This is a genomic window from Longispora fulva, assembly GCF_015751905.1.
Classification (GTDB): Bacteria; Actinomycetota; Actinomycetes; order Mycobacteriales; family Micromonosporaceae; genus Longispora; species Longispora fulva.
Window position 1 is genome coordinate 5,609,888 of sequence record NZ_JADOUF010000001.1, and the last position, 22,279, is coordinate 5,632,166.

The window sequence follows — 22,279 nt, forward strand, 5'->3', positions numbered from 1 at the left end:
GTTCATCGCAGTCCAGCTCTCGGTGCGGCGGCCAACTGGGACATGTCCCGCAGCACCTGGTCCAGGCTGCCGGCGCCCGCCCACGGAACCACCGGCACGCCGTGCTCCAGCAACTGGCCGATGATGTTCTCCCGCTCCAGACGCCAGATCCGGTACCCGACGTCGCCCCACTCGCTCGCCGTCGCCGGCCGGAGCATCGACGGCAGGGTGTCCACGGCGACCACGGTGCGCCCCGCCCGGGCCAGGCGGGCCAGCAGCCCGGCGCTGCGCACCTCCAGCAGCGGGGTCAGCACCACGAACAGCGCGTTGCCGGACCTCAGGTGCCGGCTGAAGATGCCGTCCAACGGGTCGTACTCCGTCCCGCCCGGCGCCACGTCCAACAGCCACTCCAACGCCGCCAGGTGGTGCCTGCGGCCACTGCCGGGTCGCAGCCACCGGGTGCGCGCGCCGTACTCCAGCATCGACACCCGGTCGCCGCAGCCCAGGTAGTGCTGGGCGATACCGGCCGCGGCGCGGACCGTCGTGTCGAGGACCGAGGCCCTGGTCGGGTTCCGGCCCTTCGAGGTGCCCTCGACCTCGTGCAGCACGTCGAGGACCAGCACCACCTCGGCGTCGCGGTCGGAGAGGGTGTGCGCGACGTGCAACTCCCTGGTCCGCAACGAGGTGCGCCAGTCGATCCGGCGCAGCCTGTCCCCGGAGGAGAAGGGGCGGATGCCGGCGAGTTCGCCGCCGTCGCCGTACCGGCGGGAGCGGTGCGCGCCGACCAGCCCGGCGGCCCGGGGCATCGCGTCATCGGCCTTGAACGGCTCCGTCTTCGGGAACACCCGCAGCAGCAGCGGCTGGGCCACGATCGGCCGGCTCTGCAACATCGCGTCACACGCCACGGCGTGCACCTCCAGCGGCCCGACCGGATGCCGGCCCCACCGCTCGGCCAGGCCGACCAGGTCCAGGTCGACCACGCCGAGCGCAGGCACCGGGGTCAGGAACGGCCGGTCGCCGTTGGGCACCTTCAGCCACGGCGACAGCTCGGTGCGGATCACGGCGATGTCGTACGGCGCGTGGTCGGGGTTGGCGACGCTGACCCGGACCTCGGCCTGCCCGCCCTCCGTCAGGTACGGCGCGGACGTGCCCACCACGGCGTCCGGCAGCTGGCGCGGCCGGTTGCGCAGGGCCACCGCCGCCCCGATCGCGAACGGCGAGGCCAGCACGATCAGATCCCACCGGCTGGTGACGGCGGCGGCGACCAGCAGGATCGTGGTCATGAAGACGGCCCGGCGCAGCGCCCGGGTGGGCACCCAGTCCGGGTCGTCGGAGGCGCGGGCTACTGCCATTGCCGGGCCTCGCCGACCGGCACCTCCTCGGTCGGATACCCGTACGTCGGCAACGCGCCGCTCGCCGGGGTGGGCACCGACTCCACGACCTCGCGGACCACGGTCTCCGGATCCACCCGGCGCAGCCACATCTCGGGCCGCAGGGTGATCCGGTGCGACAGCGCCGCCACGGCCACGCCCTTCACGTCCTCGGGCACCACGTAGTCGCGGCCGGCGAGGACGGCCCGGGCCCTGGCCAGCAGCAGCAGGGCCAGCGAGCCGCGCGGGGAGGCCCCGACGAGCACCCGGGTGTCCGAGCGGGTCGCGCCGACCAGCTCCACGACGTACCGGGAGATGGACTCCTCGACCGCCACGTACTCGATGGACTCCTGCATCGCCAGCAGCGTCGCCGCGTCCACGACCGGCTCGACAACGGCCTCCTCGCGGTGGCGGACCATGCGCCGGTTCAGCACGTCCAGCTCCTCCTCGGCGCTCGGATACCCGAACGACACCCGGAGCATGAACCGGTCGAGCTGCGCCTCCGGCAGCGGATACGTGCCCTCGTGCTCGATCGGGTTCGCGGTGGCGAGCACGTGGAACGGGGCGGCGAGGCGGTAGGTCGTGCCCTCCACCGACACCTGCTTCTCCTGCATCGCCTCCAGGAGCGCGGCCTGGGTCTTGGGCGGCGTCCGGTTGATCTCGTCGGCGAGCAGCAGGTTCGTGAACACCGGGCCCGGGCGGAACGTGAAGTCGTGGGTGCGCTGGTCGTACAGGAAGGAGCCGGTCACATCCGCCGGCAGCAGGTCCGGGGTGAACTGCAACCGGCGGAACTCGATGCCCAGCGCCTGGGCCATCGTCCGCGCGGTCAGGGTCTTGCCCAGCCCGGGCAGGTCCTCCAGCAGCACGTGCCCACCGGCCAGGATCCCGGCCAGCACCAACTCCAGCGAGTCGCGCTTGCCGACGACCACCGTGCCGACCCGGTCCAGGACAGCCCGGGCCAGCCGGCTGACCTCGTGCGGGGGCAGGTTCATAGCTCCTCCAACAGTTTCACGAGCTCCGACAGCTGGGCGTGGCTCGGTGCCCGCCGCTTCGGGGAGTCCAGGAAGTCAACGAGACGCGGGCCGAGCAACTCCGCCGCCCGCGCCGGGTGGGTGGCCCGGGTGATGCCGTGCCGCAGTCGCAGCCGCTCGTCGGCGAGCGCGGCGAACGCCGGCAACAGGGCCCGGTTGAACTGTTCGCCGTCGCCGCGCACCCAGTCCAGCCGGTCCACCCAGCGCTTGGCGTCGGCGAACGGCTTGTCCACGGCCCGGAAACCCGACTCCTCGCGGGGCGTGGGCCGGTACCTCGGGAAGGGCTCCGGCCGCAGCATCCCGCCGAGCCGCCAGCTGATCGCCACGGCCAGACACACTGTGAACACCAGGAGGAACGGCACGGAGTAGCCCGTGGCCGCGACCACCATCCAGAGGAACCCGGCAACCAGCGCCGCCCAGATCGCGGACCGCACCGTGGCCCCGAGCGGGGTCAGGCGCGCCTTCCGCCGCCGTGGCGCGGGCTCGGGCTCGCCGCCGAGCAGGTCGTCGATGCCGACGCTCACGCCGTCACCTCCCGGGCCAGCTCGTCGTGCAGCTGCGCGAGAGCCGAACGGGCCCGCAGGCGCATGTCCTCGTCGACGATGTGCGGGGCGTAGCGGGCGAGCCGGTACAGCTCCACGAAGTCGCCCAGCCCGCCGCTGCTCACGTGGTGCTCGGCCAGCAGCCGACCCACGAGCTCGGTGGGCGTGTCCCCGGTCTGACGGACCGTGCCCGCCTCGGCGGCGGCGGCCTCCAGGCCCAGCCAGCAGGCGATCACGGCGCGGCGCGGATCCCCGAGGTCGTCGAGCGCGTCCAGGCCGGCCCGCACGGCCGCCCGGACCTCCTCGACCCGCACCTCTGGCGCACCGTTCACCGGGTTCAGCGCCGCGTACGGCCGGACCCGGATCCGGATGTTGTCCTTCACCACGGTCCACAGCACGGCGACCACCACCGAGACCAGGATCGCGCCGACGATGCTCAGCAGAAGGATCCACACCCAGGAGGGCCAGCCTCCCGAGTCGGCCACCGCGCCGGCCGCGGGCTCGCCGCTCTGGATGGCTTTCTGCGGGATGTCCTCCGGCGGCGTGGGCGGCGGGTGCGTGAACATCGGCATGGGAAGCCGCGTCGCCTGCACGCTCGTCCGGGCCGCCGCCGTCGCGACCGCGCCGAGCAACGCGACCACGATCACCAGCGGCCCCCAGCGCCACAGCCCCCGCGCGATGTTCACGTGGTCACCCTATGCCCACGTTACTGGGAGTGTGAGGCACGGCACCGTAACAACTTGCGCTCTGTACAGTCGCGGTCGTGGAGACCGAACTGGCCGAGGCCCGGCTGGCCGCCGGAGCGCTGTTCCGCGACGCGTCGGGGCGGGTGCTGCTGGTGAAGCCGAGCTACAAGTCCGGCTGGGACATCCCCGGCGGGTATGTCGACGAGGGCGAGAGTCCGCTGCAGGCGTGCGTGCGGGAGGTCCGCGAGGAGATCGGCCTCACGGTCGCTCTCCGGGGGCCGCTGGTGGTCGACTGGTCGCCGAAGCCCCGGGCCGGGAACCGGGTGATGTTCGTGTTCGACGGCGGGTCGCTCACCGGCGGGCAGGAGGCGGGGATCCGACTCCAGAAGGACGAACTTTCCGGGTACCGGTACGTGGCGCCGGCCGACCTGGACCGGCACCTGGGCAAGCGGCTGCTGCCCCGGGTGCTCGCCGCGCTGGCCGCCCGGGAGTCGGGCACCACGGTGTACCTGGAGCACGGCCGGCCTCTGGCGGGGTGAGCCGGGTCCGGCTCGTCGGTCGCCGAGTCAGGCCAGGGACCAGGCGATCCCGTCGAGGATGTCGGACTCCGACGCGATCACCGAGTCCGCGCCCGTGCGCTCCATGATGGTCCGCAGGATCAGCGCCCCGGCCACGATCACGTCCGCCCGCCCCGGGTGCATCACCGGGATCGCCAGCCGCTCCTCGTGGTCGGCGGCGGCCAGCTCGGCGGAGACCCGGGCGACGTCGGCGTAGGGGACGACGGCGTGGTGGACGCGGGACGAGTCGTACCCGTCGAGGCCGAGGCTGATCGCCGTCACGGTCGTGACGGACCCGGCCAGGCCGACCAGGGTCACGCCCCGGCCGCCACCCACGTGCGCGAGCGCCCTGTCGACGGTGCCCGTGATGTCCACCAGGGCGGCGGCCAGTTCCGGCGTGCTCGCCGGGTCGGAGTGCAGGTGCCGCTCGGTCATCCGCACGCAGCCGACGTCCACGCTGATCGCGGCCTCGACGTCGGTGGACCCGACCACGAACTCGGTGGAGCCGCCCCCGATGTCCACCACCAGGTACGGCGGCTCGGCCGTCAGGCCCCGCGCCGCCCCGGTGAACGACAGCCGGGCCTCCTCGTCGCCGGTGACGACCTCCGGCTCGACGCCCAGCGTGTCGCGCACCATGGCGGTGAAGTCCGCGGCGTTGGCGGCGTCGCGGGACGCGCTGGTCGCGCACATCCGGATCCGGTCCGCGCCGAGCTCGGCGATCATCGCGGCGTACTCGACCAGGGCGACACGGGTGCGCTCGATCGCCGCCTCGGACAGCCGGCCGGTGCGGTCGACGCCCTCGCCCAGCCGGACGATCCGCATCTCGCGGCGCAGGTCGGTCAGGGTCTCGCCGTCGGTGTCGGCGATCAGGAGCCGGACGGAGTTGGTGCCGCAGTCGATGGCGGCGACGCGGTGGGTCACGCCGGGCCGTGCCGGTAGCGCTCGTCGGCCGCGATGTGGGCGGGATCGGTGGCACCCGTGGCGGGCGCGGCATGCGGGACGTCGCTCGCGGCGGGCCCGGGCGTGACACACGGCCCGGAGGCCCACCAGTCGCCCAGCCGCTCACGCACCTCGTCCCCGAACGGGTTCACCCCGGGACCGGCCGCCAGCGCGTGCCCCAGGTGCACGTGCAGGCACTTGACCCGCTCCGGCATCCCGCCGGCGGAGATCCCGGCGATCTCGGCGACGTGCTCGATGGCCTCGCGCCGGTCGAGGTAGTCCTGGTGCGCCTTCTGGTACCGCGCGGCCAGCTCCGGATCTTCGGCGAGCCTGGCCTGCTGGTCCTTCATCAGCCCCTCGGACTCCAGGCTGCTCGCGCCGGCCGTCGCCTTCGGGCACGTCAGGTAGAACGTGGTCGGGAACGGGGTGCCGTCGGGGAGCCTCGGCGACGTCTCCACGACGTCGGGGTTGCCGCACGGGCAGCGGTGCGCGACGGCCCGGGTGCCCCGGGGCTCGCGCCCGAGCTGCGCGGCGACCGCCGCCAGGTCCTGCTCGCTGACCATTGTTCTACTTTCGTCTGGGTTTGTCGGCTGCCTTGGTACTCGACCATAGCTTCCCGTACCAGGGGCCGTCGCTCGCAGCCTTGCCCCGGCTGGAGCCCTCGCCGTCCGGCGCGCCGCCGGCCACCGAGTCGGTCACCCGGTAGGCGGTGTCGCCGGGGAGCACGAGTTGCAGGCGCTCGCGGGCCTGCTGCGCGAAGTACTGCGGGTCGTCCCACTTCTTGCGTTGCAGGGACAGGCTGTCGATCCGGGTCTGCTGCGCGCGCAACTGGTCCTCGACCCGGGCCATCTCCGCGTTCTGGGTGAGATAGGTCCGCACCGGATACGCGTACGCCAGCACGAGGGTCGCCAGCAGGATGCCCAGGATCGCCGCGCGGCCGGTGAACTTCCGCTGCCGGGGTGGCCGGGTGCGCTGGGCCGCGCCGGGGGCCGCCGGGCGGCGGGCGGCGGCCGGGCGGGAGCCGGACCGGGTGGTCCGACGGCCCGGACCCTGCCGGCCAGGGGTGCGGCTCACGACACTCCTCAAGGGGGTGGGGTCCGACCCCGGCGCTGACGCGCCGGGGTCGGCAATCCCTTCTAGCCTCGCATACGGGGGAACGCCGAGGCACCCGCGTAACGCGCCGCAGAGTCCAGCTCCTCCTCGATCCGGAGCAGCTGGTTGTACTTCGCGACCCGCTCCGACCGCGCCGGGGCACCGGTCTTGATCTGGCCACAGCCGAGCGCGACGGCCAGGTCCGCGATCGTGGTGTCCTCGGTCTCGCCGGACCGGTGGCTCATCATGGTGCGGAAACCGGCCCGGTGGGCCATGTCCACGGCGTCCAGCGTCTCGGTCAGCGAGCCGATCTGGTTCACCTTGACGAGGACCGCGTTGGCGGTCTTCTCGGCGATGCCCCGGGCGATCCGCTCCGGGTTGGTGACGAACAGGTCGTCGCCCACGAGCTGGGTACGGTCGCCGATCAGGGTGGTCAGCGCGTGCCAGCCGGCCCAGTCGTCCTCGTCCAGCGGGTCCTCGATCGACACGATCGGGTAGCTGTCGAGCAGGCTCGCGTAGTACTTGGCCATGTCATCGGCCGACTTCTGCTGGCCCTCGAACGTGTACGAGCCGTCCTTGTGGAACTCGGTGGCCGCCACGTCCAGCGCGAGCGCGATGTCCGTGCCGAGCGCGTAGCCGGCGTTGCCGATGGCCTCGGCGATCAGGTCCAGGGCCGCGGCGTTGGTCGGCAGGTTCGGCGCGAAGCCGCCCTCGTCGCCGAGGCCGGTGGACAGGCCCTTCTTCTTCAGCACGGCCTTCAGCGCGTGGTAGACCTCGACGCCGGAGCGCAGGGCCTCCTTGAAGGTCGGCGCGCCGATCGGAGCGATCATGAACTCCTGGACGTCCACGTTGCTGTCGGCGTGCGAGCCGCCGTTGAGGATGTTCAGCATCGGGACCGGCAGCAGGTGCGCGTTCGGGCCGCCCAGGTAACGGAACAGCGGCAGTCCTGCCGAGTCCGCGGCGGCCTTGGCCACCGCGAGGGAGATGCCCAGGATCGCGTTCGCGCCCAGGTTCGCCTTGTTCGGGGTGCCGTCCAGGTCGAGCATCTTCTGGTCGATCGCGCGCTGGTCGGTCGCGTCGAAGCCGATCAGCTCCTCGGCGATCGTGGCGACGTTGTCCACGGCGTTTTCGACACCCTTGCCACCGTAACGACCGGTATCGCCGTCACGCAGCTCACATGCCTCGAACGCTCCTGTCGATGCCCCGGACGGCACGGCTGCCCGGGAAAACGTGCCGTCGTCCAGAAGTACCTCGACCTCGACGGTCGGATTGCCCCGAGAATCCAGGATTTCGCGGGCGGCGATGCCTTCAATCGTGGCCACGTGTGTCACTCCTCCGGTCGGGCGAATGAGGCCGCGCCGCTGCGGCCCAGGGCTGGTGAGACCCATCGCTGAGCGTAGCCACCCGCCGTGAACCGATTTGCAATGCCTCCCGCCACCAGGAAGGCTGGCGTCTATGCGTCGTTCGGCAGCCATACTTTTCGCGCTCCTGGCCCTCGCGGGGTGCGGCCGGGTCGCAGAGGCCGGCCCCACCGACCCCGCCAGGTTGATCAATTCTTTCGCCGCCAAGCTCGACGAGGCGACGAAGCGGACCTACACCGCCGAGTACCGGGTCGCCGACGGTGGGGCGGTGTCCGTCGCGCAGGCCCAGAAGCCGTCGCGGACCGCGTACACCCACCTCGGCGGGCGGGTGGTGATCGCACCGGAGGGGTTCACCACGTGTGAGGCCACCACGTGCGGCAAGCCGGTCCCGACGCCGGCTGCGGGCGTACCCGTCACGATTCCGGGGTTTCTGACCTCCGCCGACGCCCTGCGCGCGCTCAGCTCCGCCTCGCTCAACGACCGGGGCACCCTCACCTCGCACGACCGCACGGTCGCCGGCCAGCACGCGCTGTGCCTGACGATCGGGGCGCTGGACGCGTGCGTCACCGACCAGGGCGTGCTCGGCGCGTTCGTGGGCGAGGTCGACGGCGTCAAGATCGACATCATTCTCACCCGGTACGCCGAGTCGGTCACCGCCGACGCGTTCACGACCTCGTGACCAGCGTGGCGGCGCCCCGCTCGCGCCCGTCGGCCCGCGGCCGGCGCGCGGCGGTGACCTCGTGACCAGCCGGGCACCCGGCCCGCCCGGGGCGCGACTCGTCCCCGGCACCGTCGGCGACCTCACCCCGCACGTCGGCGACTGGCTGCTCCCGGTCTCCGGCGACCGCCTCGGCATGCCGACGGCCGTCACCGAGCCCACCGCCGACCTGCTCTACGTCGGCGAGTTCGACGGCCGGTCCGCGTGGGCGGCCGAGAGCCCCGAGGCGACCCTGCGCTGGCCGGAACTGGCCCAGCACCTCGACCGGGCCACCCTCGCCCTCGCCGGCCGCGCCCAGCAACTGGTGGCCTGGAAACGCACCCACCGGTACTGCGGCGCCTGCCGCGCCGAACTCGGCTACGAACCGCCCTACCCGTGGCCCCGGTGCACGGCCTGCGGCCTGCTCGTCCCGATGGCCCCGTGCCCCGTGGTGCTGGTCCTGATCCGGCGCGACGACCGGGTGCTGCTCGCCCGGCACTCCTACGCGCACAGCGACATGTGGGCGCTGGTCGCCGGGTACGTGGAGTACGGCGAGACGCTGGAGGAGGCCGCGCGGCGCGAGGTGTGGGAGGAGGTCGGCGTCGAGATCGACGACCTGTCCTACGTCGACAGCCAGCCGTGGACGCTGTCGGGGCCGGGGACACTGCTCGTCGGGTTCACCGCGCGGTGGGTCGCGGGGGAACCGACGGTGGACGGGGTGGAGCTGACCGCCGCCGAATGGTTCCCGGTGGCGGACCTGCCGGACGCGGTGCCGCCGGAGTACTCGCTGGCCCGGTGGATGCTGGACGCGGCCCGGGAGTCGGCCCCCCGCTAGGCAACGCGCGAGGGGCTCGGGGGCTCCGGGACTCAGACGCCCAGCAGGGTCCGCAGGTGCCTCGGGGCCGGGCTGCCGTGGCCGAGCATCGCGTCGTGCCACTCCCGCACCGACGTCCCCGCCGGCCGGGCCGCGGCGATCGACGACATCTCCGTGTACCCCACGAAGTAGGTCGACAGCTGGGTCGACGTCAACAGCGCCCGGCGCCACTTGCCGGCCGCCTCGCCGTCCTCCTGGAAGCCGCGCTCCAGCATCAGGGCCATGCCCTCGGCCTCGGACAGGTCCTCGCAGTGCGCCAGCTGGTCGAGGACGGCGTTGATCGCCATCCGGAGCTGCATCTTCAGCTGGGCCAGCTTCACCGGGTGGCCGCCGAAGCCGGCGTCGGCCATCAGCTCCTCGGTGTACACGGCCCAGCCCTCGGTGAACACGCCCGACCGGCACAGGGCCCTGGCCGGGTTGGAGCCCCGGAACCGGCGGCTGTGCGCGAGCTGCAGGTAGTGGCCCGGCATGGCTTCGTGCACCGCCAGGTTACGCAGCATGTGGTTGTTGTACTCGCGGTAGAACGACTCGACGCGCTCCGGGCTCCAGCTCCGCGGCGCAGGCGAGATCGCGAAGGTGGTCGGCAGTTCTGCGGTCTCGAAGGGGCCGACCGGCATGCAGTACGCCACGGCGACGCCGCGGGCGAACTCCGGCATCTCCTCGATCACCAGCGGGTCGGTGACCATGGTGACCAGGTCGTGCTCCCGGCAGAACTCCGTCGCCTCCGCCGTGAACCGCCGCGACAGCTCCAGGATCGTGGTGTTGTCGGGGCGGTCGGCGCCCAGGGCGTCGAGGGCCTCGCGGACCGGCACCCCGCCGCACAGGTCGACGAGCTGCGCCGTCGCGTCGTCGAGCGCCACCATCGCCCGGTCGAGCAGTTGGCTGGCCGGGAGCTCGGTGTCCAGCGTGTACCAGAGCTTGCCCTCCCAGAGCCGGCGGCCGAGCCTCGGGTCCCGCCCGGGCCGCAGCACCGCCTCGCGCAGCCAGCCGTCGAACTCGGCCAGCGCCGCCAGCGCGTCGTCGCGCGCCTTGTCGAGCGCCACGCCCGGGGCCTGTGCGGCGAACGCCGGCAGCTCGTCGCGGATCAGGGAGGCGACGCCGGCGAACTGGCCGATCGCCGTCTCCAGGTGCACGGTCGGGCAGTCCCGCAGGGTCTCGCGCGCCGTCGCCAGCGCGTCCGGCACGGCGGCGAGCCGGCCGGCGAGCACCTCGAGCCGGTCGGCGACCGGGGCGAACTCGCTCGTCAGCAGGCCGTGCAGCAGGACGCCCGGGTTGTGCGCCAGCGGGTCCCACTCGTGGTTGCGCACCTCGGTCAGGTCGAACAGCCGCCGGTCGACGGCGGTGCTCAACTGGGCGTGGTCGACCAGGTCCTCGGGCTCCAGCACGTCGGCGTCGACCTGTGCGAGGGCGTTGGCCGCGTCGTGCAGCATGGCGGTCCTGGCCGCGACCCCGCCGGACGAGAAGTCCGGCAGCCGGTCGTCCACCCGGTGGTCCCCGGCGTAGAACGCCGTGACCGGGTCGGACTGCAACAGGGCGTCGACGATGCGCCCGGCGAGGGCGGGAAAATCCTGGGACATGGGAGGACCCTACCTGTTCACCAGCTCCAGATGCCGCCCCACGAACGCGTCCACCTCGTCGGCGACGACGGCGGCGAAGAACTCGGCCGCGACCGGTTCGAGCTCCTCGCCCTGATAGCCGGCCCCGGTGCCGATGTTGTGCCCCGGGAGCTTGATCAGGGCGAGGCGGTCCTGGCCGATGCCGTGCAGGGCGACGGCGAAGTCGACGATGGACGCGCCCCTGCCGTCGAAGGTGAGCGCGTCGCCGGCCGCGCCCACCACCGCGCCGAGTTTGCCGGGGCTGGTCAGCACCGACAGGCTCGTCGCCTTCGCGACCAGGGCGCGGATGAACTGCTGCTGGTGGCGCTGGCGGGTGTAGTCGCCGCCCTCGGTGTAGCGCTGGCGGACGTAGTCCAGGGCCTCGGAGGCCGACAGGTGGCGCTGGCCCGGCTCGTACACCCGGTGCGGGGGGTCGCCGGGGATCTTCCACCGGGGCTCGCCGTCCGGGGTGAGGTGGATGGACTCGACGTGCTGGTCGATGTACATGTCCACACCGTCCAACTCGGCCACCACCTGCTGGAACCCGGCGAAGTTGATCACGAGCCCCGCGTCGAAGCTCGTGATCCCGGTGTACGCCGACACCGTCTTGGCCAGCAGCCCGAACCCGCTGGCCACGTCCGACGGCGCGCCCTCCCGCCGGGAGCCGTAGGTCATGGAGTGGGTCAGCTTGTCGTACCGGCTGCCGGCGAACTGGGCCCGCTCCCACGGCGGGATGTCGAGCAGCAGGTCACGCGGTAGCGAGAACAGGTAGGCCCGGTCGAGGTCGCGGGGCACGTGCAGGATCATCACCGAGTCGCCGTGCGGGGCCTCCTCCGGGTTCTCCGGGCGGGGGTCGATCCCGACGAGCAGGATGTTCAGCGGGCCGGTGATCCGCGCCCGGCCGCCCCGGTCGGCAGCCAGCTCCGGCAGCGGCCCGAACAGGTCCGCCGTGTGCACGGACCGCTCGATCTTCCGCTGGGCCTCATGGGTGACCACATACCCGCCGACGCTGGACAGGACGAGCACGCTGCCGAGAACCACGCATAACCACGCCCACGCCGGCCCCCGAGTTTTTCGCACACCTCCATGACGCGGCGCGGGCCCGAATGGTTGCACTCAGTCCGCCGGCGGCGCGTTCCGTTCGGCGTGCTTGATCAGGTTCCAGTTGGTGACGATGTCCTCGACGCTCGTCACCGTGACGCCGGCGAAGACGTGCGGGTTGCGCCGGACCATCTTGTCCACGAAGTCCCCGGCCACGTCGTCGATGCTGAACCGCTCGCCCTCGGGGAGTTCCTCGCCGAGCCGGGCGTGCAGCAGCACCTGCAGGAGCACGTCGCCCAGCTCGTCGCGCAGCGACTGCAGGTCGCCGGCCTCGATGGCGTCGACGGCTTCGCGGGCCTCCTCGAGCATGTACTTCGCCAGGCTCGCGTGCGTCTGCTGCCGCTTCCACAGGTCCTCGGCCCGCAGCCGGTCGGTGACCGCGACCGCGTCGAGGAGCCGGGCGCCCGGCGGGTCCCAGGAGCCGTAGCACAGCTCCAGGGTGGCCTGCTCGGGCTTGAGGAGCAGTTTGCGGCCGAGGGTCCTGGCGAAGTCGCCGTCACCGGTCGGCCCGGCCAGCCAGACGATCGTCTCGTCGAGGGCGAGCAGCGCGTCGAGGTCGGGCGGGCCGACCGTCAGCGTGACCCCGGCGTGCCGGAGCGCCTCGGTCTGGTCGGACTCCTGGCCCGCGTACACCGGGTGCGCGCGGACCAGGTCCCACGCCTCCGCCGTGAGCAGGCCTGCCGGCAGCCGGGGGGAGGTGACGAGCAGGACGATCCGGCGCGTCATCGGCTAGCCCAGCGGCCCGGGCTCGACCACCGGAAGGTCGGTGACCGCGGACCGGGTCGCGCCGAGCGGCACCTGGACGAGGCTGCCGGCGCCGTTCTGGAGCTGGAGCACGCCGTACGCGATGGGGCCGAACATCGGGTTGACGTCCGTCGTGTGCCGGGCCTGCGCGCCGAGCAGCAGCTGCTTGACGCCCAGCGCGGACGCCAGGGTCGCCGGCGGCAGGGCCTTGCGCATGTCGGCGATCTGGGCTGCCTCCGGGATGGCCTTGAGCTTGACGGCCTGCGCGAGCACCTCGGAGTAGTCCGCGTCGGTCGGCTGGACGGCCGGGGCCTTCACGATCACCGCCTGGTACGCCTTGAACTCGGCGATGATCCGGGTCAACTGGCTGTTCTCGGCAAGCCCGAACTGCTCGGCGCTGGCGGCGACGTCCACCTGAGCCGGCGGGAGCTTGCCCTCGGAGACGAGGTCCTTGCCCAGCTGGCCGATCACCCAGGAGCTGACGATCTGGGTACGCAGCCCGGCCTGGGCGACCTTGTCGTCCTTGGACTTCTGGGCCGTGGTGAACTCCTTGACCATCCCGTCGACCTGGGCGGTCGTCAGCCGCGCGTCGCCGACATACGCGGCGGTGTCGGGGCCCTGCTGGCAGCCGGTGAGCCCGAGGGCACCGACGGCGGCGATGGTGACGACGGCGAGTACCCGACGACGGTTCACGTGCGCTCCTCCCAGAGCGGAGATTGTCTACCCGCAGACTAGTCGAGCAGGCTGGACAGGAACTCCCGGCACCACCGCATCAGCGGCACGTCCCGCAGCGGCTCGCCGCCGACCCGGCGGGTCGAGGGCCTGGGCAGCGAGATCGTGTCCGCCGCCTGCTTGTACACGGCCTCCGGGTAGAGGCGCTTGAGGCGCATCTGCTTGGAGTCGGGGAGCACCAAAGGCCCGAACCGAACAAATTTTCCCTGTACCGAGATGTCGGCCAGCCCGTACTCGCGCGCGGCGAGCCGCAGGCCGGCCACCTCGACGAGGTTCGCGACCGGCTCGGGCGGGTTGCCGTACCGGTCCCGGAGCTCTGCCGTGACCGCTTCCAGCCCGGCGAGGTCGCGCACCTCGGCCAGCTTGCGGTACATCTCCAGGCGCAGCCGCTCGGCGGAGATGTAGTCGTGCGGGATGTGCGCGTCCACCGGCAGGTCGACCTTGACGTCGGCCGGCTCCTCCTCGGCCGTGTCGCCCTTGAACGACGCGACCGCCTCGCCGACCATCCGGATGTACAGGTCGAAACCGACGCCCTCGATGTGCCCGGACTGCTCGCCGCCGAGCAGGTTGCCGGCGCCCCGGATCTCCAGGTCCTTCATCGCCACGAACATGCCGGCCCCGAGTTCGGTGTGCTGCGCGATGGTGGCCAGCCGCTCGTGGGCGTGCTCGGTGAGCGGCTTCTCCGGCGGGTACAGGAAATAGGCGTAGGCCCTTTCCCTGCCCCGGCCGACCCGGCCGCGGATCTGGTGCAGCTGCGACAGGCCCAGCAGGTCGGCGCGCTCCACGATCAGGGTGTTGGCGTTCGGGATGTCGATGCCCGACTCGATGATCGTGGTCGCGATCAGGACGTCGAACTCCTTCTCCCAGAAGCCGACCATCACCTTCTCCAGCGCGTCCTCGCCCATCTGGCCGTGCGCCGTGACGATCCGGGCCTCGGGCACCAGCTCGCGGAGCTTCTTCGCCGTGCGGTCGATCGACTCGACCCGGTTGTGCAGGTAGAACACCTGGCCGTCGCGGAGCAGCTCCCGGCGGATGGTGGCCGCGACGGTCTTCTCCTCGTACGCCGCGACGGAGGTGAGCACCGGGTGCCGCTCCTCCGGCGGGGTGGCGATCGTGGACATCTCCCGGATGCCGGTGATCGCCATCTCCAGGGTGCGCGGGATCGGGGTCGCCGACATCGCCAGCACGTCGACGTTCGTGCGCAGGGCCTTGAGATGTTCCTTGTGCTCGACGCCGAACCGCTGCTCCTCGTCGACGATCACGAGCCCGAGCTGCTTGAACTTCGTCGAGGCCGACAGCAGCCGGTGGGTGCCGATCACGATGTCGGCGGAGCCGTTCGCCAGCGCCTCCAGGGTGAGGGTCGTTTCGCGAGGCGTCTGGAACCGCGACAGCTGCCTGATCGTCACCGGGAACTGGCTCATCCGCTCGGTGAACGTGTTGAAGTGCTGCTGGGCGAGCAGCGTCGTCGGCACCAGCACCGCGACCTGCTTGCCGTCCTGCACCGCCTTGAACGCGGCGCGGACCGCGATCTCCGTCTTGCCGTACCCGACGTCGCCGCAGATCAGCCTGTCCATCGGGACCTGCTTCTCCATGTCGCCCTTGACCTCGTCGATGGCCGACAGCTGGTCGGGGGTCTCCGTCCACGGGAACGCGTCCTCCAGCTCGCGCTGCCAGGGCGTGTCCGGGCCGAACGCGTGGCCCTTGGAGTTCTGCCGGGCCGCGTAGAGCTGGATGAGCTGGGCTGCGATCTCCCGGACCGCCTTGCGCGCGCGGGCCTTGGACTTCTGCCAGTCCGAGCCGCCCATCTTGTGCAGCGTCGGGTTCTCGCCGCCGACGTAGCGGGACAGCTGGTCGAGCTGGTCGGTGGGCACGAACAGCCGGTCGCCGGGCTGGTTCTTCTTCGTCGCCGCGTACTCGATGACCAGGTACTCGCGCTCCGCGCCGTTGACCGTGCGCTGGACCAGCTCGACGTAACGGCCGATGCCGTGCTGCTCGTGCACCACCAGATCGCCGGCCCGCAGTTCGAGGGGGTCGATGGTGTTCCGGCGGCGGGACGGCATCTTGACCGCGTCCCGGTTCGTCGCGCCCCGGCCGCCGGTGACGTCGTTGCCGGTGATGATCGCGAGCTTGTGCGCCTCGTCGATGAGGCCGTGTTCCAGGTTGCCGGTGGTGACCGTGATCCGGCCGCGCTCCGGCAGCGTGTCCAGGGACCGGGCGGACAGCGGGCCCATGTCGGCCTCGCGGAGCAGCTCCAGGGCGCGCTCGGCCGGGCCGTGGCCGGCGAAGACGAGCACGACCCGCCAGCCGTCGGCCGCCCAGCGGCGGACGTCGCCGAGCAGGGCCGCGCCGTCGCCGTGGTAGAGCGGGGCCGGCTGGGAGGTGGACTCCAGGCCGCCCAGGTCCGCCTCATCCACGATGCCGAACGGGCTCAGCGACCACCACCGCTGGCCCAGCTCGCGGGCGTGTTGGGCCACGTCGCCCAGGCTGCGGAAGGTCGCGGCGCCCAGGTCGATCGGCGCCTGGCCGCCGACCGCGGCTGCGGCCCAGCTCGCCTCCAGGAACTCCTCGGAGGTACGCACCAGGTCCGCCGCCCGGCCCCGGATCCGCTCCGGGTCGCACAGCACGACGGTCGTGTTGGTCGGCAGGCAGTCCAGCAGCAGCTCCAGCCGGCCGGCGCCGAGCACCGGGGCGAGGGACTCCATGCCCTCGACCGCGATGCCCTCGGCGAGCTTCGCGCACATCTCCGCCAGCCCCGGATACGCACCCGCCAGCTCGGCGGCCCTGGCCCGGACCGGGGCGGTGAGCAGCAGCTCGCGGCACGGCGGCGCGACCAGCACATCGGCCTTGTCGAGCGAACGCTGGTCGGCCACGGCGAAGTAGCGGATCTCCTCGACGTCGTCGCCCCAGAACTCGACCCGCAGCGGGTGCTGCTCGGTGGGCGGGAAGATGTCCAGGATGCCGCCGCGCACCGCGAACTCGCCGCGCTTCTCGACCAGATCCACCCGGTTGTACGCGATGTCGACGAGCCGGGTGACCGTGTCGTCGAGGTCGTAGCGCTGGCCGGCGCGCAGCTCGACCGGGACCAGGTCGCCGAGGCCCTCGAGCTGGGGCTGGAGCACGCTGCGCACCGGGGCGACGACCACCCGGACGTCGTTGGACCCCGCCAGGCGGCGCAGCACGGCGAGGCGGCGGCCGACCGTGTCCGACCGGGGGGACAGCCGCTCGTGCGGCAGGGTCTCCCAGGCCGGGAAGATCTCGACGGTGCCCTCGGGGAGGAGGTCGCCGAGGGCCGCCGCCAGCTCCTCGGCCTCGCGGGTGGTGGCGGTGACGGCGAGGACGGTGCCCTCTCCCGCCGCCGCGTTCGTCGCCGCAGCGGCCACGAACGGTCGAAGGGCCGGTGGGCCGGTCAGCTCCAGGTCGGTGCCGCCCTTGCGGGAGGCGGCTACGACGGGGTCGTCGAGGGTCGCGGCGAGCAGGCCGGCGAGCTGCATTGATCTACTCCAGGCACGGCGAAGATCCCAGCTCTGCGCGAACCGGGGGGACTTCAGCCTATCTCGGTCAGTAGCGGACGGTGACGCGTCGGGCGGGGCCGTCGATGGTGACGTGCCCGCCGTACGGCAGGAGGAGCTGCGGGTCGGTGTGCCCGATGTCCAGGTTGTGCACGACGAGCACGCCCGGCGCGTACTCCGCGAGGGCCCGGCGGACCGCCGCGCGCTGGGCGTCCGGGTAGTGCGGATCACGTCCGCGCAGGTCACCGGCCTTCGGGCGGCCCAGGAGCACGGCGGAGAACTGGCCGAGGATGCCGCGCTCGCCCATGCACATCAGCATCCGGTACACGTCCGTCGCGCTCGGGCGTTCCTCCGAGGTCTCCAGGAACAGGACGTGGCCGGAGTAGTCGGCGCCGATGTGGGTGCCCACCGCCAGGTTCCAGTCGAGGATCTCCAGGTTGCCGCCCCACAGCCGGCCCTCGACGACCCGGTCGGCGTTGTCCCAGGTCCAGCCGCCGCCCGGCATCAGGTCCGGCTCGGTCTCCAGGTGCTTCGGCTCCGCCCAGTCGCGGCTGACGTCGGTGAACCCGTCCGCAGGGGTCAGCTCGAAGTCGCCCCCGTCGAACAGGGCCGCGCGCCAGGACGCCTCGGTCAGCGGGTGCAGCGCGCCGCCCCGGCCCAGCTCGACCATCACGCTGCCGCCGTGCAGGCCGCTGACGCCCAGGGTGAACAGGTAGTTGAGGAGGTTGGTGTTGTCGGAGTACCCGATGAAGAGTTTGGGGGTGGCTCTGAGCAGCTCCGGGTCGAGGTGCCGCAGGAGGGTGATCTGGTCGTCGCCGCCGATGCTGGCGACCACGGCGCGGATGTCCGGATCGGCCCAGGCGGCGTGCAGGTCACGGGCCCGGTCGGCGGGCGCGGACCGCAGCACCCGCGTCGTCGGGTACTCCACCGGCACCAGGCCGAAGGTCTCCCGCAGCCGCCGGAGCCCCAGCTCGAACGGGTGCGGGAACAGCTCGGGGAGCCCGCCGGACAGGGAGAGGACGGCGACGCGGTCGCCGGGCTGGAGCCGGGCCGGGGTGATCATCCCCAGAGCCTGCCAGCCCGGATTCTCCCCCGCCACCGGTTTCCGGCGATCATGAAACGGGGCCAGCTGCGTGTTATTCCTCTTAACCGATATGTCAGCCCATAGGCTATCGGGGTGGAGGTGGCGAAATGAGCGACAAAAGCCCCAAGGGGAACCCGGGTCCCGCCGAGGAGCCGGCCGCTGCCTCCGGCGCTGGCGGGGCCGAGGCCGGGCCGGCCGACGCCGAACTGCCGTCCGTCGCCACCGACTGCTGGCCCACCGGGGAGAAGGTCGACCCCGCGGGCGGCACGAAGGATCCGGGCGAGGGCCAGGAGGCCGGCGGTGCGATGGCCGCTGCCGCGGGCTTCCCCGCCGAGGCCGGACCGCAGGACGGCGCGACCGGCACCGGTCCGCACACCGCCAGCGGATCGCACTTCGCCGGCGGCGACCCCGCCCAGGACGCCCCGACAGGGGCTTCCGCCGAGACTCCGGCCGACGCCGGCGGCTCCCACCGCAACGGCGCGAAGCGCGGCAAGCACGCCGCCCCCCGGCACCGGATCTGGCAGGCGCTGTGGTTCATCCCCGAGCCGGTCAACGACCGCTGGTGGCGCAGCTGGTTCTTCCGCTCCCTGCTCCTACTCACCGGGGTCCTGCTGCTCACCGGCCTGTTCATCGGCTCCTACGTCGGCGCGCTGCACAACCCCACCCCGAAGGACGTCCCGGTCGGGGTCGTCAAGGGCGACGCGACGGCGGCGTCCGTGCTGTCGCGGCTGCGGGAGGCGGGCGACACGCTCAAGGCCGTGGAGTACCCGGACGCCGCGGCGGCGACGTCGGCGCTGCAGAAGCGCCGGGTCTACGCGGTCCTCACGTTCACCTCCGACGCCACCGAGCCGCCGAAGGCCGACCAGCCGGCGCCGGCGACCGGGGCGGCGCTGACCGTGGCCACCGCGGCGAGCGCGTCGGCGGTCCAGGTGATCACGGGGGTACTGACGACGGCGCTGGACGCGGCGAGCGTACCCGTCACGGTCACCGACATCGCCCCGCTCGACGCCGAGGACCCGCACGGCCTGGCCCCGTTCTACCTGGTGGTGGGTTGGATCGTCGGCGGCTACCTGGCCGCGACCGTGCTGGCCCTGTCGACGGGCACCGTGCCGCGCAACTTCGAACGGGCGACCCTGAGGCTGGCGGCGCTGGCCGGCTTCGCTGCGCTGGCCGGCTTCATCGGGGCCCTGATCACCACGCACATCCTGGACATCTGGCCGGACCATCTGCTCGGGCTGAGCGTCGTGGGGGCGCTGGTCGTGTTCGCGGCGGCGGCGGCCGCGTCGGCGCTGTCGGGGTGGCTGGGGATGGCCGGCACCGGGGTCGCGATCCTGCTGTTCGTGATCCTCGGCAACCCGGGCTCCGGCGGCATCTACGCCCCGGAGCTGCTGCCGTCGTTCTTCCGGAGCCTGCACAACTGGGTACTCCCCGGCCTCGGCACCGACCTGGCCCGCTCCGTCGTCTACTTCGCCGCCAAGGGCCCCGGCCGGGCCGTCACCGGCCTGGTGGCCTACGCGGGGGTCGGCGTCCTCGGCCTGCTCGCCGCCACGGCGGTGCTCGGCAAGAAAGGTGACCGGTAAGTAAGAGACGCACGACACGGAGATCGGGGCCCGCACCTCCCGATAGGGTGAGGGCATTCCCGGACAGTGCGGTCAGGGGCCCCACCCACCGGAACCTCGCCGCGCCAGCGCGCCCGAGGGAAGGAGCCGTCCGTGCTCGAAGAAGACGCCGAACTCCGCGCCGACGTCCGCCGGCTGGGCACTCTGCTCGGCCAGGCCCTGGTCCGGCAGGAGGGGCCGGCGCTGCTGGATCTGGTCGAGGACGTCCGGGCCCTGGTCCGCTCCGACGCCGACGCGGCAGCCGCCCGGCTCGAGGCGCTCGACGTGGCGACCGGCATCCAGCTGAGCCGGGCGTTCGCGACGTACTTCCACCTGGCCAACATCGCCGAGCAAACCCACCGGGGCCGCGAGCTGCGCCGTCGCCGGGCCGCGGAGGGCGGCTGGCTGGAGCAGGTCGCCCGCGCGATCACGGCGAAGAACGTGCCCCGGTCCGAGATCGCCCGGGCCTCCGAGCGGCTCGCCGTGCGGCCGGTGTTCACCGCGCACCCGACCGAGGCGGCCCGCCGGTCGATCCTGACCAAGCTGCGCGCCGTGGCCGACATCCTCGACGCCGAGGCCGCGCAGCTCGCGCAGGGCTTCGCCTCCGACGCCGACGAGCGGCTCGCCGAGCAGATCGACCTGCTCTGGCAGACCGACGAGCTGCGGCTGTCCCGCCCTGACCCGACCGACGAGGCCCGCAACGCCGTGTACTACCTGGCCGACCTGTACGCGGAGGCCGCCCCCCAGGTGCTCACCGACCTGGCCGGCACCCTGTCGGGGCTGGGCGTCGAGCTGGCCCCGACCGCGCGCCCGCTGACGTTCGGCTCGTGGATCGGCGGGGACCGCGACGGCAATCCGTACGTGACCCCGCAGGTGACGCGGGACGTCCTGTTGTTGCAGCACGAGTACGGCATCCGGGCGGCGGAGAAGGCGATGGACGCGCTGCTCAACGAGTTGAGCGTGTCGCGACGGCTCCGCCCGGTCAGCCTCGACCTGGCCGCCAGCGTCGCCACCGACCTCGACCGGCTGCCCGAGCTGCCGGAGCGGGTCCGCCGGGTGAACGCCGAGGAGCCGTACCGGCTGAAGATCCGGTGCATCAAGCTCAAGCTGGCCAACACCCGCGAACGGCTCGCCGCCGGGGCTGCGCACCGGCCGGGCCACGACTACCTGGGCGCCGACCAGCTGATCACGGACCTGGAGCTGATCCGCGACTCGCTGGACCGCAACGGCGGGCACCTCGCGGCCACCGGCCGGCTCAGTTCCCTGATCCGGGTCGTCGCGGCGTTCGGGCTGCGGCTGGCGACCCTCGACGTGCGGGAGCACGCCGACGCCCACCACGGCGTGCTGGCGCAGCTCTACGCGCACGTCGGCGAGGTGGACTACAAGACCCTCAGCCGCGAGCAGCGCACGGAGCTGCTGATCGGCGAGCTGTCCTCCCGCCGCCCGCTGTCCACCCCGGACACCCCGCTCAACGCGGCCGGCACGAAGACCCTCGGCGTGTTCCGGGCGATCCGCGCGGCCAGGGACCTGTTCGGCCCGGACATCATCGAGTCCTACATCGTGTCCATGACCCAGGGCATCGACGACGTGCTCGCCGCCGTCGTGCTGGCCCGCGAGGCGGGGCTGACCGGCATCGGGTTCGTGCCGCTGCTGGAGACGCCGGCCGAGCTGTCGGCGGGCGGGGAGATCCTGGACGCGCTGCTCAGCGTCGCGCCGTACCGGAACCTGGTCGGCGACGTGCAGGAGGTGATGCTGGGCTACTCCGACTCGAACAAGGAGGCCGGCATCACGACGTCGCAGTGGGCCATCCACCAGGCCCAGCGCTCGCTGCGCGACGTCGCGGCCAAGCACGGGGTGCGGCTGCGGCTGTTCCACGGCCGGGGCGGCACGGTCGGGCGGGGCGGCGGGCCGACGCGGGAGGCGATCCTGGCCCAGCCGTACGGCACGCTCGACGGGGCGATCAAGGTGACCGAGCAGGGCGAGGTGATCTCGGACAAGTACACCCTGCCGGCCCTGGCCAGGGAGAACCTGGAGCTGTCGCTGGCCGCCGTCCTGGAGGCCTCGGTGCTTCACACCTCCCCCCGGCAGCCGTCGGCGTCGCTGGAGTCGTGGAACTCGGCGATGGACGTGGTCTCCGGTCGCGCGTTCACCACCTATCAGGGCTTGGTCAACGACCCGGAGCTGCCCGCGTACTACTGGGCGGCCAGCCCCACCGAACTGCTCGGCGCGCTGAACATCGGCTCCCGGCCGGCCAAGCGGCCCGACGCCGGCGCCGGGCTCGGCGGGCTGCGGGCCATCCCGTGGGTGTTCGGCTGGACCCAGTCCCGCCAGATCGTCCCCGGCTGGTACGGCGTGGGCTCCGGGCTGGCTGCCGCGCGCGAGGCGGGGCTGGGCGACTCCCTCGCCGAGATGTACGAGCGGTGGGACTTCTTCCGGACCTACCTCTCCAATGTGGAGATGACCCTGGCGAAGACGGACCTGGCGATCACCAGGCGCTACGTGACAGAGCTGGTCCCGGCGCACCTGCACCGGTTCTACGACCAGATCGTGGCCGAGCACGCCTCCACGGTCCGCGAGGTGCTCGCGATCACCGGCGAGTCGGAGCTGCTGGAGAACCAGCCGACGTTGCGCCGCACCCTGGTGGTCCGCGACACCTACCTGGAGCCGTTGCACCACCTGCAGGTCGCGCTGCTCAAGCGGCACCGGCAGAAGCCCGACCCGCTGCTGGAACGGGCCCTGCTGACCACGATCAACGGCATCGCGGCGGGGCTGCGCAACACCGGGTGAA

At 72.6% G+C, this 22,279-nt stretch carries 18 protein-coding genes and 1 pseudogene; 5 read left to right on the top strand and 14 right to left on the bottom strand.

Features of this window, described 5'->3' with window-relative positions:
* Positions 1-2: 2 nt before the first annotated feature.
* From IW245_RS25310 to IW245_RS25325, 4 genes are read right to left on the bottom strand one after another with little or no spacing between them, the layout of a single operon-like run.
* On the bottom strand, positions 3-1,331 hold the full coding sequence (locus tag IW245_RS25310; RefSeq protein WP_197005657.1) for a DUF58 domain-containing protein: 1,329 nt from the start codon (positions 1,329-1,331) through the stop codon (positions 3-5).
* Positions 1,322-2,341, bottom strand: a complete 1,020-nt coding sequence (locus IW245_RS25315; RefSeq protein WP_197005658.1) for an AAA family ATPase — start codon at positions 2,339-2,341, stop codon at positions 1,322-1,324. Before IW245_RS25315 ends, IW245_RS25310 begins: the two co-directional genes overlap by 10 nt.
* Entirely contained in the window at positions 2,338-2,904 is a 567-nt protein-coding gene (locus IW245_RS25320) for a hypothetical protein (RefSeq protein WP_197005659.1), read from the bottom strand. The genes IW245_RS25315 and IW245_RS25320 overlap by 4 nt, the downstream gene beginning before the upstream one ends.
* Complete coding sequence (locus tag IW245_RS25325) at positions 2,901-3,608, bottom strand: DUF4129 domain-containing protein (RefSeq protein WP_197005660.1); 708 nt, start codon at positions 3,606-3,608, stop codon at positions 2,901-2,903. Before IW245_RS25325 ends, IW245_RS25320 begins: the two co-directional genes overlap by 4 nt.
* Positions 3,609-3,685: 77 nt before the next feature.
* Between IW245_RS25325 and IW245_RS25330 the strand changes: the two genes are divergently transcribed.
* Positions 3,686-4,147 (top strand): NUDIX domain-containing protein, encoded by a 462-nt coding sequence (locus IW245_RS25330; RefSeq protein WP_233472922.1) that lies wholly within the window; start codon positions 3,686-3,688, stop codon positions 4,145-4,147.
* Between the two features lie 27 nt (positions 4,148-4,174).
* On the opposite strand, the gene IW245_RS25335 is transcribed toward IW245_RS25330, so the two are convergent.
* The 4 genes from IW245_RS25335 to eno form a co-directional block, all read right to left on the bottom strand.
* Positions 4,175-5,086: a Ppx/GppA phosphatase family protein gene (locus IW245_RS25335; protein WP_197005661.1), complete on the bottom strand. Its 912-nt coding sequence runs from the start codon at positions 5,084-5,086 to the stop codon at positions 4,175-4,177.
* Positions 5,083-5,667 carry a DUF501 domain-containing protein gene (locus tag IW245_RS25340; RefSeq protein ID WP_197005662.1) on the bottom strand — a complete coding sequence of 195 codons (585 nt, stop codon included), beginning with the start codon at positions 5,665-5,667 and terminating at the stop codon, positions 5,083-5,085. Before IW245_RS25340 ends, IW245_RS25335 begins: the two co-directional genes overlap by 4 nt.
* 4 nt (positions 5,668-5,671) lie before the next feature.
* A complete protein-coding gene (locus IW245_RS25345) occupies positions 5,672-6,178 on the bottom strand; it encodes an FtsB family cell division protein (protein ID WP_197005663.1) in 507 nt (168 codons plus the stop codon).
* Positions 6,179-6,240: 62 nt separating this feature from the next.
* Positions 6,241-7,518 (bottom strand): phosphopyruvate hydratase, encoded by a 1,278-nt coding sequence (eno, locus tag IW245_RS25350; RefSeq protein ID WP_197005664.1) that lies wholly within the window; start codon positions 7,516-7,518, stop codon positions 6,241-6,243.
* Positions 7,519-7,651: 133 nt separating this feature from the next.
* Here eno and IW245_RS25355 point away from each other — a divergent pair, with 133 nt between their 5' ends.
* Both IW245_RS25355 and nudC read left to right on the top strand, forming a co-directional pair.
* Complete coding sequence (locus IW245_RS25355) at positions 7,652-8,236, top strand: hypothetical protein (protein ID WP_197005665.1); 585 nt, start codon at positions 7,652-7,654, stop codon at positions 8,234-8,236.
* Between the two features lie 61 nt (positions 8,237-8,297).
* Complete coding sequence (gene nudC, locus IW245_RS25360; protein WP_197005666.1) at positions 8,298-9,089, top strand: NAD(+) diphosphatase; 792 nt, start codon at positions 8,298-8,300, stop codon at positions 9,087-9,089.
* Between the two features lie 32 nt (positions 9,090-9,121).
* Here the strand turns inward: nudC and IW245_RS25365 are convergent, their stop codons facing one another.
* The 6 genes and pseudogenes from IW245_RS25365 to IW245_RS25390 all read right to left on the bottom strand — a co-directional run bounded on the left by IW245_RS25365 (position 9,122) and on the right by IW245_RS25390 (position 17,872).
* Positions 9,122-10,705 (bottom strand): DUF885 domain-containing protein, encoded by a 1,584-nt coding sequence (locus tag IW245_RS25365; RefSeq protein ID WP_197005667.1) that lies wholly within the window; start codon positions 10,703-10,705, stop codon positions 9,122-9,124.
* A gap of 9 nt (positions 10,706-10,714) precedes the next feature.
* On the bottom strand, positions 10,715-11,764 hold the full coding sequence (locus IW245_RS25370; protein WP_233472923.1) for an LCP family protein: 1,050 nt from the start codon (positions 11,762-11,764) through the stop codon (positions 10,715-10,717).
* Between the two features lie 96 nt (positions 11,765-11,860).
* A pseudogene (locus IW245_RS25375) lies at positions 11,861-12,550 on the bottom strand (nucleoside triphosphate pyrophosphohydrolase); the annotation flags it as partial.
* A 3-nt stretch (positions 12,551-12,553) separates the two neighbouring features.
* Positions 12,554-13,261: a hypothetical protein gene (locus IW245_RS25380; RefSeq protein WP_197005670.1), complete on the bottom strand. Its 708-nt coding sequence runs from the start codon at positions 13,259-13,261 to the stop codon at positions 12,554-12,556.
* A 38-nt stretch (positions 13,262-13,299) separates the two neighbouring features.
* Positions 13,300-16,791, bottom strand: a complete 3,492-nt coding sequence (mfd, locus tag IW245_RS25385) for a transcription-repair coupling factor (RefSeq protein ID WP_197005671.1) — start codon at positions 16,789-16,791, stop codon at positions 13,300-13,302.
* Between the two features lie 67 nt (positions 16,792-16,858).
* Positions 16,859-17,872 carry a S66 peptidase family protein gene (locus IW245_RS25390; protein ID WP_197005672.1) on the bottom strand — a complete coding sequence of 338 codons (1,014 nt, stop codon included), beginning with the start codon at positions 17,870-17,872 and terminating at the stop codon, positions 16,859-16,861.
* Positions 17,873-18,000: 128 nt separating this feature from the next.
* Here IW245_RS25390 and IW245_RS25395 point away from each other — a divergent pair, with 128 nt between their 5' ends.
* Together IW245_RS25395 and ppc are read left to right on the top strand one after the other, a co-directional pair.
* Complete coding sequence (locus IW245_RS25395) at positions 18,001-19,473, top strand: hypothetical protein (RefSeq protein ID WP_197005673.1); 1,473 nt, start codon at positions 18,001-18,003, stop codon at positions 19,471-19,473.
* A gap of 132 nt (positions 19,474-19,605) precedes the next feature.
* Positions 19,606-22,278: a phosphoenolpyruvate carboxylase gene (ppc, locus tag IW245_RS25400; RefSeq protein ID WP_197005674.1), complete on the top strand. Its 2,673-nt coding sequence runs from the start codon at positions 19,606-19,608 to the stop codon at positions 22,276-22,278.
* Position 22,279 lies beyond the last annotated feature (1 nt).